The sequence below is a fragment of the Leifsonia sp. 21MFCrub1.1 genome, from assembly GCF_900107895.1.
Lineage (GTDB): Bacteria > Actinomycetota > Actinomycetes > Actinomycetales > Microbacteriaceae > Leifsonia > Leifsonia soli.
On the sequence record NZ_LT629867.1, the window covers coordinates 1,340,056 to 1,352,495 of the forward strand.

Below are 12,440 nucleotides of genomic sequence, written 5' to 3' on the forward strand. Positions count from 1 at the left end.
CCCGAGCGATGCTGCTGCGCTGACCGCGGGCGGTCCGCGTCCCGCCGAGAGGGCGTATCGTCCAGCGCATGAGCCCCACCCGCATCCTGGTCACCGGCGCCACCGGCTACATCGGCGGCCGTCTCGTCCCCCGGCTGCTCGCCCGCGGCCATGACGTGCGCGTGCTGGCGCGCTCGCCGCAGAAGCTGACGGACGTGCCCTGGTCCGGTCAGGTGGAGGTGGTGGAGGGCGACCTCCACGACGGCGACGCCGTCGCGCGCGCCGTGCGCGACGTGGACGTCGTCTACTACCTGGTCCATGCCATGCGCGCCCGCGGAGACTTCGACGAGGAGGAGGCGGCGGCGGCCCGCACCGTCGCGGAGGCGGCGAAGGCGGCGGGCGTGCGCCGCATCGTCTACCTCGGCGCCCTGCATCCCGATGGGGAGCTCTCTCGGCACCTGCGCTCGCGCGTGGCCGTCGGCCGCATCCTGCTCGACTCGGGCGTCCCGACGGTCGTGCTGCAGGCGGGCGTGGTGATCGGCTCCGGGTCCGCGTCGTTCGAGATGATCCGGCATCTGACCGAGGTGCTCCCGTACATGCCCGCGCCGCGCTGGGTGCGCAACCGCATCCAGCCGATCGCCATCCGCGACGTCCTCCACTACCTGCTGGAGGCCGCCGACCTCCCGCCGGAGGTGTCGCGCCCGTTCGACATCGGCGGTCCGGACATCCTCCGCTACGGCCAGATGATGAACGCGTACGCGGTGGAGGCCGGCCTGCCGCAGCGGCCGATCGCCTCCCTGCCGGTGTTCACCCCGTGGCTGGCGTCGCAGTGGGTGAACCTGGTGACGCCCATCCCGCGCAGCCTCGCCGTCCCCATCATCGAATCGCTGCAGTACGACTGCGTGATGCGCGAGCACGACATCGACGCGGTCATCCCGCCGCCGCTCGAGGGGCTGACGTCGTACCGGAGGGCCGTCCGGCTCGCTCTGGCGCGCGAGCGGTCGGGGGAGGTGGAGACCAGCTGGCAGGACGCCTCGGTCGCCGGCGCGCCGAGCGACCCGCTGCCGAGCGACCCGGAGTGGTCGGGCCACACCGTCTACACCGACGTGCGCGAGCGCGACTCGACGGCCGATCCCGAGATGCTGTGGCGCGTCGTCGAGGGCATCGGCGGAGAGCGCGGCTGGTACTCCTTCCCGCTGGCCTGGGCGCTGCGCGGCTGGGCCGACAAGCTGGTCGGCGGCGTCGGTCTCCGCCGCGGGCGGCGCGACGCCGATCACCTGAACACCGGCGACGCGCTCGACTGGTGGCGGGTGGAGCGCATCGAGCGGGGAAGCAGCCTCCGGCTGCGTGCCGAGATGCGGGTGCCGGGGCGTGCGTGGCTGGAGCTCGCGGTCCGTCCGCGGGAGGGCGGAGGGTCGCAGTACCGTCAGCGTGCTGTGTTCTTCCCACGCGGGCTGTCGGGCCGGCTCTACTGGTTCGCGATCCTGCCGTTCCACGGTGTGATCTTCAACGGGATGGCGAACCGAATCGTGTACGAAGCGGAGCACCCCCAGGCGGCTAGCCGCGTCGCGCGCCCGACCCGGCAGCAGAATCCGACGCCGGGGTCGCCTCGGAATCCGACCCGGAATCCTGCGCAGGGTCCGCTGCCGGATCGTCCGACCCGGCAGCAGGGACCGACGCCAGCGTCGTCGCGCTGAGGTCGTGGAGGAAGCGGGTCACCGTGTCGCGGTCATCGGGGCTGAGCGAGCGCACCACCTCGAAACGGCGGGCGTGCTGCAGGCCCATCGTCCGGCGGACCTCGCGGTGCGTCTCCGGCGTGATCTCGACCGTGACGGCGCGGCGGTCGGTGGGATGCGGGCGGCGCACGACGTGCCCGGCGCGCTCGAGGCGGTCCAGCAGCTTCGTCGTGGATGCGGTGGAGATGTGCAGGTGGTCGGACAGCGCGCCCGCGGTCACCGGCACGTCGGCGTTCATCGAGGCGATGATGTACCGCAGGGCCCGCATGTCGGTCTCGTTGAGCTTCATGTGCGTGCGGGACTCGAAGCTGAGCCGCTGGTCGGCCTCGCGCCACTCGCGCATCGCCGTCAGGAGGCGCAGGATCTGCGCCATCTCCGCTTCGCTCAGATCGTCGTGGCGGACGAGCTCCTGTCGCGGATCGATGATGCGCGGATCGGTCAGCGATGCCGAGATGCGCTTCGCGTCGCGTCGCGCGTCATCCCGGGCCGGTGTCATGCGGACATCCTATTCCCATCTGTAAGAAGCGTGCTAAGTTATTTGCTACCCAAGCTAGACAAGGGAGCGCCGGGCATGACACAGCTGCACCCCGAGATACGGACTCCTGACGCACCGACCGCTGACGGAACGGCGGCCGGGGACGGCGCCCTGGCGCTCGACCTGGCAGCGGTCGAAGAGCGACTCGGAGCCTTCTTCGACGCTCGGATCTCGGCGGCCTCCGCGTACGACCCGTCGTATCGCAGGCTGTGGGAGTCGGCGCGGGATGCGGCCGAAGGCGGCAAGCGCATCCGCCCGCGCTTCGTCCTCCTGGCGTACCGCGGACTCGGCGGCTCTGAGCGCGACGTGGCCTGCACCGCTGCGATGGCCTACGAACTGCTGCACACCGCTTTCCTGCTGCACGACGATGTCATCGACGGCGACACCGTCCGGCGCGGCCGGCCCAACACCGCGGGCGAGTTCGCCGCGGACGCCGTGGCCCGGGGGGCGAGCAGCCACCGCGCCCGGCGCTGGGGCGAGTCCGGCGCCATCCTCGCCGGCGACCTGCTGCTGCACGCGGCGGCCACCGTGCTCGCGAGGGCCGACACCGACGAGTGGACGCGGGAGCGCCTCCTCGACATCCTCGACCACAGCGTGTTCGTCACCGCGGCGGGCGAGCTCGCCGACGTCGCCCTGTCGGAGCGGCTCGGCGACGACGTCCCCGCGCTCGAGGACGTCCTCGCCATGACGGAGCACAAGACGGCGGCCTACTCGGTCTCGGGGCCGCTGATGACGGGCGCGCTGCTCGCCGGCGGGGGAGAGGACGTGCTCGCGTCGCTGGCCGAGTACGGCCGGCTCGTCGGCATCGCCTTCCAGCTCGGCGACGACCTGCTCGGGGTCTTCGGCGCGGAGGACGTCACCGGCAAGAGCATCGTCAGCGACCTCCGGCAGGGCAAGGAGACCTCTCTGATCGCCTACGCCCGCGGGACGGCCCGATGGGAGGAGGTCGCACCCTCCCTGGGCCGCGGCGACCTCGCACCCCACGAGGCCGGGCGTCTGGCGAGCGTGCTCGAGGAGTGCGGCGCCCGCCGGTTCGTCGAGCGGCTGCTCGCCGACCACGTCGATCGCGCGGTCGCGCTGCTCGACTCCCCGTCCATCCCACCGGCACTGGCCGAACCCCTCGCCGACGTGGCACGCTCCTGCATTGGGAGGATCGTATGACTCGAGCGCCCGAGGCTCCGGCGGCCACCGTGCCGACCGACCTCGCCACCTACACGGAGGCGGCGCACGCGGGTGCTGCCACGATCATCCACGCGTACTCGACGTCATTCGGGATGGCCACCCGTCTTCTCGCCGCGCAGATCCGACCGCGCGTGGAGGATGTCTACGCGCTCGTCCGCGTCGCCGACGAGATCGTCGACGGCGCGGCCGCCGAGGCCGGCCTCGACCTGGACGACCAGCGCGCGTTGCTCGACGCGCTGGAGGACGACACCGAGCGCGCGATGCGCACGGGATACAGCGCCAATGTCGTGGTGCACGCCTTCGCGGTGACCGCACGAGCGACCGGCATCGGGGTCGAGCTGACCCGGCCCTTCTTCTCGTCGATGCGGCGCGATCTCAGCCCCGTCGACTTCACCGCGGAGGAGCTGCGCGAGTACATCTACGGCTCCGCCGAGGTCGTCGGGCTGATGTGCCTGAAGGTCTTCCTCTCCGACCATCCGGTGACGGACGCCACGCGGCGGAGGCTGGAGGCCGGAGCGCGACGACTGGGCTCCGCTTTCCAGAAGATCAACTTCCTCCGCGACCTGGCCGTCGACTGGACCGAGCTCGGCCGCAGCTACTTCCCGGGCATCGACCCGGCCCGGCTGACGGAGCGCCAGAAGCTCGCCCTCGTCGTCGACATCGACTGCGACCTCGGGGCGGCGGCCGACGTCATCCCGGAGCTGCCGGACAACTGTCGCAGGGCGATCATCGCCGCGCACGGCCTGTTCTCCGAGCTGAGCGACCGCATCCGGATGACGCCGGCGAGCGAGCTGCTCACGCGCCGGATCAGCGTGCCCGCGCGCGTCAAGGTCGCCATCCTGGCCCGGGCGACCGTCTCGGCGGCCCTGCCGCGCTCCGCCTCAGGATCGCGGCCATGAGCGGGCAGACCGCCGTCGTCATCGGCGGCGGGATCGCCGGTCTCGCGACCGCGGCCCTGCTCGCCCGCGAGGGATACGGCGTCACCCTGCTCGAACAGAGCGCCGCCGTCGGGGGCCGGGCGGGCTCCTGGGAGCACGACGGCTTCCGCTTCGACACCGGGCCGTCCTGGTACCTCATGCCCGAGGTCTTCGACCACTTCTTCCGGCTGATGGGCACCTCCACCGCGGAGCAGCTCGACCTCGTCACCCTCGATCCCGGCTACCGCGTGTTCTCGGAGGACGGCCGGCCGCCGCTCGACATCCTCGCCGACGGCGCCGCCAACCGCGCGGTCTTCGAGCGGGAGGAGCCCGGCGCGGGCGCTCGTCTCGACCGCTACCTGGCCGGAGCGGCCGAGACGTACCGTCTCGCCGTCGACCGCTTCCTCTACAGCACCTTCGCCGACCTCCGCCCGCTGCTCGCCGGAGACCTGGTGCGGCGGCTGCCCCGCCTCGCCCGGCTCCTCCTGGAGCCGCTCGACCGCTACGCCGCCGGCTTCGTGCGCGACGTCCGGCTGCGCCAGGTGCTCGGCTACCCCGCGGTGTTCCTCGGGACATCGCCCGACCGCGCGCCCAGCATGTACCACCTGATGAGCCACCTCGACCTCGACGACGGCGTGCGGTATCCGCTCGGCGGTTTCGCCGCCCTGATCGACCGGATCGCCGCGCTCGCCGAGGACGCGGGCGCTCGCATCCAGACCGGGGCCAGGGTCGTCGCCATCCGCACCACGGACTCCTCGCCGCGTCCGCGGGCATCCGGTGTCGACTACCGGGACGCGTCCGGCGCTCTGCACTCGATCGACGCGGATGTCGTCGTGTCGGGCGCCGATCTGCACCACACCGAGACCGTTCTGCTGCCCGAGGCGCTGCGCACCCACCCCGAGAAGACGTGGGAGCGCCGGGACCCGGGACCCGGCGTCGTCCTGGCCATGCTCGGCGTGCGCGGGAGGTTGCCGCAGCTGACGCACCACAACCTCTTCTTCACCACCGACTGGAAGGCGAACTTCGAGACGATCTACGGGCCGGACCCGGGCATCCCCGACCCGGCGTCGCTGTACGTCTGCATGCCGAGCGAGACGGATCCCGACGTCGCGCCGGAGGGGCACGAGAACCTGTTCGTGCTCATCCCGGTCCCCGCCGACGTCTCGCTCGGCGCCGGCGGGATGAACGGAGCGGGCGACCGTGCCATCGAGCGCGCCGCCGACGCCGCCATCGCTCAGATCTCCGCCTGGGCGGGCATCCCGGATCTCGCCGACCGCATCGTGGTGCGGCGCACGGTCGGCCCGGAGGACTTCGCGACCGAGTTCAACGCCTGGAGCGGAGGCGCCCTCGGCCCCGCCCACACCCTGCGGCAGAGCGCGTTCTTCCGCCCCGGTAACGCATCGAAGAAGGTCGACGGCCTGCTGTACGCGGGATGCTCGACGATCCCCGGCATCGGCCTCCCGATGTGCCTGATCAGCGCCGAGCTGGTGCTGAAGCGGCTGCGCGGCGACGGCGGTGCGGGTCCGCTGCCCGAGCCCCTTCCCGCCCCGCAGGCGGAGCGGGTGCCGTGACCTTCCTCTACCTCGGCTGCCTGCTGATCTCGCTGGCGGCGATGGTGCTGCTCGACGCCCGCTTCCGGCTGGTCTTCTGGCGGGATGCGCGCCGGGCGGCGATCGGCCTCGGCCTCGGCCTCGCCTTCTTCCTGGCGTGGGATGCCGCCGGTATCCTGCTCGGCGTGTTCGCCCGGGGAGAGTCGCCGTTGATGACCGGCGTGGAGCTCGCTCCGGAGCTGCCGCTGGAAGAGGTCTTCTTCCTCCTCTTCCTCTGCTATCTGACGCTGGTGGCCGTGTTCGGCGCGCGGGCCGTGCTGGATGCGCGGCGCCGGGCCGGCCGCCGCCGGGAGCCGGAGCGGGAGAGTGCCCGGTGACGTACGCGCTGCTCAGCATCGTCTTCCTGCTGATCGCGGCGGCGGTGCTCGCCGTCGCTCTCGCGACCGCCCGCGACCGCGCTCGTCTCGTGGGTCGCTGGTGGGGTCCGGTCGCCATTGCGGCTGTCGTCATCCTGGTGCTGACAGCGGTGTTCGACAACCTGATGATCGGGGCGGGATTCATGACATACGACGGTGCGCGGATCAGCGGCGTCCGCCTGGGCCTTGTGCCGCTCGAGGACTTCGCCTATCCGATCGCCGGCCTCCTGCTGCTGCCCGCTCTCTGGCTGCTGACCCGGCGGCGGCGGAGCGGGTCGTGACCGCCGTGGCCCCGGCAGCCCCGTTCCGGCAGCTGGTGCTGGCGTCGCGCCCGCTCAGCTGGATCAACACCGCGTTCCCGTTCGCGGCCGCCTACCTGCTGACGACCGGGCGGGTGGACGCCACCTTCGTCGTCGGGACGATCTTCTTCCTCATCCCGTACAACCTGGCGATGTACGGCATCAACGACGTCTTCGACTACGAGTCCGACCTCCGCAACCCGCGGAAGGGCGGCGCGGAGGGGGCGCTCCTCGATCGGTCGGCGCACCGGCGCACGCTGATCGCGGCGGCGGTGACGACCATCCCGTTCGTCGTCTACCTGGTGATCGTCGGGTCGCCGCTCTCGTGGCTCGTGCTGGCCTTCTCGCTGTTCGCCGTGTTGGCGTACTCGGTCAAGGGTCTCCGGTTCAAGGAGGTGCCGTTCCTCGATTCGGCGACCTCCAGCGTCCACTTCGTGAGCCCGGCCCTGTACGGACTGGTGCTCGCCGGCGCGACCTTCACCCCGCAGCTCTGGCTGGTGCTGCTGGCGTTCTTCCTCTGGGGCGTCGGCAGCCATGCCTTCGGCGCCGTCCAGGATGTCGTCCCCGATCGCGAGGGCGGCATCTCCTCCATCGCAACGGCGATCGGCGCGGCGGCGACGGTCCGGCTGGCGATCGGCGCGTGGGCGGCCGCGGGCGTGGCGATGCTGTTCACCGCCTGGCCCGGACCGCTCGCTGCCGTGCTTGCCATCCCGTACATCGCCGCCGCCGCACCGTTCTGGTCGGTGCCGGACGCCGAGTCCAGCATCGCGAACCGCGGTTGGCGCCGCTTCCTCTGGATCAACTACGCGTGCGGCTTCGTCGTGACGATGCTGCTGATCGTGTGGGTGCAGGTGCGTTAGTCGCGCTTCGGCAGCTGCTGCAGCGTCCAGGCGTTGCCGTCGGGGTCGGTGAAGTCGACGAACCGGCCCCAGGCGAGGTCCGCGACGCCGCGCGCCTCGACGCCGTGCTCGGTGAGGTGGGCCAGGGCCGCGTCGGCGTCGGGGACCACGATCTGGAGTCCCTTCATCGTTCCGGGCGCCATGTCGGTCAGGCCCTCGCCGAAGGCGATGGAGCACGCGGAGCCGGGAGGCGTGATCTGCACGAAGCGGAGCTCCGGCGAGACGCGCTGGTCGTGATCGGCGTTCCAGCCGAGCGCGTCCACGTAGAAGGCCTTGGCCCGGTCGACGTCCGTCACCGGGAGGATGATGAGCTCGATACGCCAGTCGCTGATGGTCATGGTGACACCCTTTCGTGTTCGGTTGTCACCAGGCTAGAAGCCGATGCGGTCAGTTTCCGGCCGCAATCGGATTTCGGCGTTTTCGCGGCCACGCGCGCTATCGTCGTAATCTCCCGCCCAGCCAGAACCGAAAGCGACGCCCCAGCGATGAGCGACTCCCCGGCCGCCCCGAGCCCCTACGAGGTCCTCGGCGTCCGCCCGGATGTGAGCCACGACGATCTGCGTCGCGCGTACCGGCGGCTGCTGCGGGAGACCCATCCCGACACCGGAGGCACAGCGGCCGCGTTCCAGGCGGTGCAGCGGGCGTGGGAGCTGGTCGGAGACCCGGAGGACCGGGCGCGATACGACCGCGGAGAGAGCATCACGGTGGATGCCGTGGCCGGCGACTCCGCGGGCGGCGGCTTCAGCGCGACCTTCCACACCGCTCATGCGTCCTCGCGCGGCGCGACCGTCCGCGCCCGCAGCTACGGGCACCCGGGTGGGCGCTCGCGCGAACGCTTCCTCTCCCTCATGCGCGAGTGGATGGGCCGGGGCACCGACGACCGCGACCCGTACGACCCCGCGCTGGTGCGCTCCGCTCCGCGCGAGATCCGCCAGCTGCTCGCGGTCGCGCTCGCCGAGGAGGCGACGGCCCGCGCGGTCTCCGGGCTCGGCATCGGCTTCACGATCTGGAACGACGTCGCGGTCCATCCCTCCACCGACGCCAAGATCGACCACATCGTGCTCGGCCCAGCCGGACTGTTCGCCATCCGCTCGGCCGACTGGGGAGCCCCCGTGAAGCTGGCGAAGGGCGAGGTGGTCGGCGAGGGCGTCGGCCCCGACGAAGAGCCCTTCCACGACCTGTACCACGCGGCCAAGAGCTTCGGGCGGCAGGCCGGCGTGCGGTTCACCGGGTACATCATCGTCGTGCCGGACGACGACCTCGACGTCCCCTTCGACGTCGTGCGTCGCGGCCGGCTGAGCGGTTCGATCCTCGTCCGGCGGTCGCTCCTGCCGCGGCTGCTCCGCGACGGCGCCGACGCAGCGGGGCGCGAGAGCGTCGACCGCGCGTTCGAGCTGCGGACGCGGCTGCAGGAGGCCGTGCGGTTCGTCTGAGCGCACACGCTCTAGACACACCGTGGCCCGCGCGAGCAGAGTGGACGCCATGGTCACCCCACTCGAGATCTTCAGCGGCTTCAGCGTCGACGACATCGCCGCCGCCAGAACCTTCTACGGCGAGACCCTCGGGCTCGCCATCCACGACGGCCCGATGGGCAACCTCGACCTCGAGCTCCCGTCCGGCGGTCACGTCTTCATCTACCCGAAGCCCGATCACACGCCGGCGACCTTCACCATCCTGAACCTCGTCGTCGCGGACATCGATGCCGCGGTCGACGACCTCAACTCCCGCGGAGTCGCGACGGCGATCTACGACGATCCGTCGCTGCCGACCGACGACAAGGGCGTGCTGCGGGGACGGGCGGCCGATCGCGGACCGGACATCGCCTGGTTCCGCGACCCGGCAGGCAACGTTCTCTCGGTGCTGCAGAACTGACGCGCGGGGCTCAGGCGCGCTCGTCGTCGCTGTCGAGGTCGCCGCTCTGCAGCAGATCGCGCTCGTGCTCCGGCAGGTCGTCCGTCGAGCGCGGGACGGTGGAGACGAGCTGGAAGGTCGCCTCGTCCGGCCAGGACCGGTCGTCGACCAGCTCGTAGACATCGAATGCGGAGGCGCCGGCGAAGTCGGACGGCACCCGGATGCGGTTCGGAGGCACATCCACGTCGCTCGGGAGCGTCAGGGTGTTCGCGGGTACTCCGTCGTCGCCGAGGAGCACGGCGCGGAACGCGTGGGGACGGGAAATCGACACGCTGACACGGTAAGCGTCTCCCGCTGGGAGATCGAGCCCTCCACGGGTTTCGCTCAGCGGCATCCCGACCAAGTCACGGCGGCCGCACGGGAGTTCTACACTGTGCACGTGGACCCCTTCATCGTCTCCCTCTGGATCCTGGCCGCCGCCTGCGCGGCGACCTGGGTGCTGTCCCTGATCACCCGTGAGTACTCGTGGGTGGACCGCATCTGGTCGATCGTGCCCGTGGTGTACGTGTGGGTGTTCGCAGGAGCGGCCGGTCTCGCGGACGCCCGCCTCGACCTCATGGCGGTCCTCGTCACCCTGTGGGGAGCCCGGCTCACCTTCAACTTCGCGCGGAAGGGCGGATACGCCCCGGGCGGAGAGGACTACCGCTGGGTGGTGCTGCGCGGGCGGATGAGCCCGAGCGCGTTCCAGCTGTTCAACCTCCTCTTCATCGTCGTCTACCAGAACATCCTGCTGCTGCTCATCGCGCTCCCGGCGTGGACCGCCTACCAGCACCGGACACCGCTGAACGCGCTGGACGTCATCCTCGCCGCAGTCTTCCTCTTCCTCCTGACCGGCGAGACCATCGCCGACCAGCAGCAGTGGAACTTCCACCGCTGGAAGAAGCTGGAGGTGGCGGCCGGCCGCGAGCCGTCGCCGCGCTTCCTGCAGTCGGGGCTGTTCCGGTTCTCGCGCCACCCCAACTTCTTCTTCGAGCAGGCGCAGTGGTGGGTGCTCTTCCTGTTCGGCTGCGTCGCCGCCGGATCGTTCCTCCAATGGACGGTCCTCGGCCCGCTGCTGCTGACCGCGCTGTTCATCGGCTCGACGGTGTTCACCGAGAGCATCAGCCTGTCGCGGTACCCGGAGTACGCGGCGTACCAGGCGCGCACCTCGCCCGTCATCCCGTGGCTCCCCGGGCGCGGTGCGGACAGGCCGCGCGTGTCGCCCGAATCGCGGTGACGGACCCCGCCCGCGGCTGAGAACCCGGGCTACGGTGGAAGCATGTCCTGCATCCGGTTCAACACCCCCGCCCAGCGCCGCGCCATGCAGAACCACCGGCCGGCCATGCTCACCGCCGAAGAGGCCGCAGCGCTCCACCCGGCCCCCGAGGTGACCGAGAGCAAGCTGCGCCGCCTGCGGCTGCTCGCCTCCGACCCGAATCCGAAGATCCGGGAGGCCGTCGCCAGCAGCTACAACACACCGGAGGACCTGTTCGCGACGCTCGCGAAGGATCCCGACGCCGGCGTCCGCGGCTGCGTCGCCAAGAACGAGGCGACGCCGTGCGACATCCTGCGCGAGCTCGCCGACGACCGCTCCGAGACGGTGCGCGGCTGGGTGGCCGTCAACTACTTCGTCCCAGCGGATGTGATGGAGAAGCTCGCGTCCGACCGCAGCCGCACCGTGCGCAGCCTCGTGAAGTGGAAGGCGTCGCTGGCCGAGGAAGGACAGGCGGCCGACGCGGTCGCCCTGGCTGGCGAGGCGCAGCCGGCCGACGAGAGCCGCCCGGTCCCGGTGGCCTGACATGGCCGGTTCCGCCCCGCACGCGTCGCCCCAGGCCGCAGCGCGGTCCAGCGTCCGCGTCGACTCCTGGGCCTGGGCGGTCCGGCTGTTCAAGACGCGCTCGGCGGCGTCCGATGCCTGCAAAGCGGGTCACCTCAAGGTGAACGGCGAGCGGGCCAAGCCCGCCCAGCCCGTGAAGGTCGGCGATGAGGTCCGCGCTCTCGTCGGCGGCGTCGAGCGCATCTACATCGCACGTCGCCTCATCACCAAGCGGCTGAGCGCCGCGGCCGCCGCCGACTGCTTCGACGACCGCACTCCGCCGCCGCCACCGCGCACCGAGGCGCCGGCCGCCGTGCTGCGCGAGCGCGGCGCCGGGCGCCCGACCAAGCGGGAACGGCGGCTCCTCGAGCAGCTCAGGGGCCGCTGATGGCGTTCGCCCGCGTCGGGATCTCGGGCTGGACCTACGCGCCGTGGCGAGGCGTGTTCTATCCGCCGAAGCTGCCGCACCGCCTCGAGCTGGAGTACGCGGCGGAACGCCTCGACTCCATCGAGATCAACGGGAGCTTCTACTCCCTGCAACGCCCGACGAGCTACCGGATGTGGGCGGAGCGCACCCCGGACTCCTTCGTGTTCTCGGTCAAGGGCGGCCGCTACATCACCCACATCCTGCGCCTGAAGAACGCCAGGGGCGCCCTCGCCAACTTCTTCGCCTCCGGGGTGCTCGCCCTGGGTCAGAAGCTCGGGCCGCTGCTGTGGCAGCTGCCGCCCACGCTGGCGTTCGATCCCGCCGAGGTCGACGCCTTCCTCGGGATGCTGCCCCGCACGACCGCCGAGGCGGCGGAACTCGCGCGCGAGACGACGTTGGAGGAGGACCGCACGCACCTGACACCGGGGGAGGAGCGGCCGCTTCGGCACGCGGTGGAGGTGCGGCACGCGTCCTTCGACGTGCCGGAGTTCACCGCCCTCGCCCGCGCGCACGGCGTCGCGATCGTGCTGGCGGACGCCGCGGGGCGCTATCCGGTCATCCGCGAGACCACCGCCGACTTCTGCTACGTCCGGCTCCACGGCGACGAGGAGCTGTACACCAGCGGATACACCGACGAGTCGCTCGACCGCTGGGCTGCCGAACTGGGCGACGTCCTCCGGCGGGGGATGGATGTGTACGCGTACTTCGACAACGACGTGAAGGTGCGCGCCCCCTATGACGCCATGGGCCTGCGCGACCGTCTTGCCGACTGGACGCCGCGTCCTCACTAGACT

At 71.5% G+C, this 12,440-nt stretch carries 15 protein-coding genes and 1 pseudogene; 13 read left to right on the forward strand and 3 right to left on the reverse strand.

What is annotated here, in order from left to right:
- Positions 1-68 precede the first annotated feature (68 nt).
- Positions 69-1,676: an SDR family oxidoreductase gene (locus BLW09_RS06310; protein WP_089909941.1), complete on the forward strand. Its 1,608-nt coding sequence runs from the start codon at positions 69-71 to the stop codon at positions 1,674-1,676.
- Positions 1,677-1,800: 124 nt separating this feature from the next.
- On the opposite strand, the pseudogene BLW09_RS19300 reads toward BLW09_RS06310, so the two are convergent.
- Positions 1,801-2,211, reverse strand: a pseudogene (locus tag BLW09_RS19300) (MarR family winged helix-turn-helix transcriptional regulator); the annotation flags it as partial.
- Positions 2,212-2,286: 75 nt separating this feature from the next.
- On the opposite strand from BLW09_RS19300, the gene BLW09_RS06320 reads away from it, so the two are divergent.
- The 6 genes from BLW09_RS06320 to BLW09_RS06345 are packed head-to-tail and all read left to right on the forward strand — an operon-like array spanning position 2,287 to position 7,474.
- Positions 2,287-3,411, forward strand: a complete 1,125-nt coding sequence (locus BLW09_RS06320; protein WP_231947100.1) for a polyprenyl synthetase family protein — start codon at positions 2,287-2,289, stop codon at positions 3,409-3,411.
- Positions 3,408-4,331, forward strand: coding sequence for a phytoene/squalene synthase family protein (locus BLW09_RS06325; RefSeq protein WP_089909944.1), 924 nt, complete (start codon positions 3,408-3,410; stop codon positions 4,329-4,331). Before BLW09_RS06320 ends, BLW09_RS06325 begins: the two co-directional genes overlap by 4 nt.
- Entirely contained in the window at positions 4,328-5,920 is a 1,593-nt protein-coding gene (crtI, locus tag BLW09_RS06330) for a phytoene desaturase family protein (RefSeq protein WP_089909947.1), read from the forward strand. The genes BLW09_RS06325 and crtI overlap by 4 nt, the downstream gene beginning before the upstream one ends.
- Positions 5,917-6,276: a lycopene cyclase domain-containing protein gene (locus BLW09_RS06335; protein ID WP_089909949.1), complete on the forward strand. Its 360-nt coding sequence runs from the start codon at positions 5,917-5,919 to the stop codon at positions 6,274-6,276. Before crtI ends, BLW09_RS06335 begins: the two co-directional genes overlap by 4 nt.
- A complete protein-coding gene (locus tag BLW09_RS06340; protein WP_089909951.1) occupies positions 6,273-6,596 on the forward strand; it encodes a lycopene cyclase domain-containing protein in 324 nt (107 codons plus the stop codon). Before BLW09_RS06335 ends, BLW09_RS06340 begins: the two co-directional genes overlap by 4 nt.
- Positions 6,593-7,474, forward strand: coding sequence for a prenyltransferase (locus BLW09_RS06345; protein WP_089909954.1), 882 nt, complete (start codon positions 6,593-6,595; stop codon positions 7,472-7,474). The genes BLW09_RS06340 and BLW09_RS06345 overlap by 4 nt, the downstream gene beginning before the upstream one ends.
- Here the strand turns inward: BLW09_RS06345 and BLW09_RS06350 are convergent.
- A complete protein-coding gene (locus BLW09_RS06350; protein ID WP_089909957.1) occupies positions 7,471-7,851 on the reverse strand; it encodes a glyoxalase superfamily protein in 381 nt (126 codons plus the stop codon). The two genes, BLW09_RS06345 and BLW09_RS06350, sit on opposite strands and share 4 nt — an antisense overlap.
- 147 nt (positions 7,852-7,998) lie before the next feature.
- On the opposite strand from BLW09_RS06350, the gene BLW09_RS06355 reads away from it, so the two are divergent.
- Complete coding sequence (locus BLW09_RS06355; protein WP_089909959.1) at positions 7,999-8,946, forward strand: nuclease-related domain-containing protein; 948 nt, start codon at positions 7,999-8,001, stop codon at positions 8,944-8,946.
- Between the two features lie 49 nt (positions 8,947-8,995).
- Positions 8,996-9,385, forward strand: coding sequence for a VOC family protein (locus tag BLW09_RS06360; RefSeq protein ID WP_089909962.1), 390 nt, complete (start codon positions 8,996-8,998; stop codon positions 9,383-9,385).
- Between the two features lie 10 nt (positions 9,386-9,395).
- On the opposite strand, the gene BLW09_RS06365 is transcribed toward BLW09_RS06360, so the two are convergent.
- On the reverse strand, positions 9,396-9,695 hold the full coding sequence (locus tag BLW09_RS06365; protein ID WP_089909965.1) for a hypothetical protein: 300 nt from the start codon (positions 9,693-9,695) through the stop codon (positions 9,396-9,398).
- Positions 9,696-9,803: 108 nt separating this feature from the next.
- Between BLW09_RS06365 and BLW09_RS06370 the strand changes: the two genes are divergently transcribed.
- Genes BLW09_RS06370 through BLW09_RS06385 form a run of 4 tightly spaced genes read left to right on the forward strand, consistent with a single transcriptional unit; the run spans position 9,804 to position 12,437 of the window.
- Positions 9,804-10,640, forward strand: coding sequence for a DUF1295 domain-containing protein (locus tag BLW09_RS06370; RefSeq protein WP_231947101.1), 837 nt, complete (start codon positions 9,804-9,806; stop codon positions 10,638-10,640).
- Positions 10,641-10,682: 42 nt separating this feature from the next.
- Positions 10,683-11,201, forward strand: a complete 519-nt coding sequence (locus BLW09_RS06375; RefSeq protein ID WP_089909970.1) for a hypothetical protein — start codon at positions 10,683-10,685, stop codon at positions 11,199-11,201.
- A 1-nt stretch (position 11,202) separates the two neighbouring features.
- The gene (locus tag BLW09_RS06380; protein WP_089909974.1) at positions 11,203-11,607 is read left to right on the forward strand and encodes an RNA-binding S4 domain-containing protein; all 405 of its coding nucleotides are present in this window, start codon (positions 11,203-11,205) and stop codon (positions 11,605-11,607) included.
- On the forward strand, positions 11,607-12,437 hold the full coding sequence (locus BLW09_RS06385) for a DUF72 domain-containing protein (protein WP_089909977.1): 831 nt from the start codon (positions 11,607-11,609) through the stop codon (positions 12,435-12,437). Before BLW09_RS06380 ends, BLW09_RS06385 begins: the two co-directional genes overlap by 1 nt.
- The last annotated feature ends 3 nt before the right edge of the window (positions 12,438-12,440 follow it).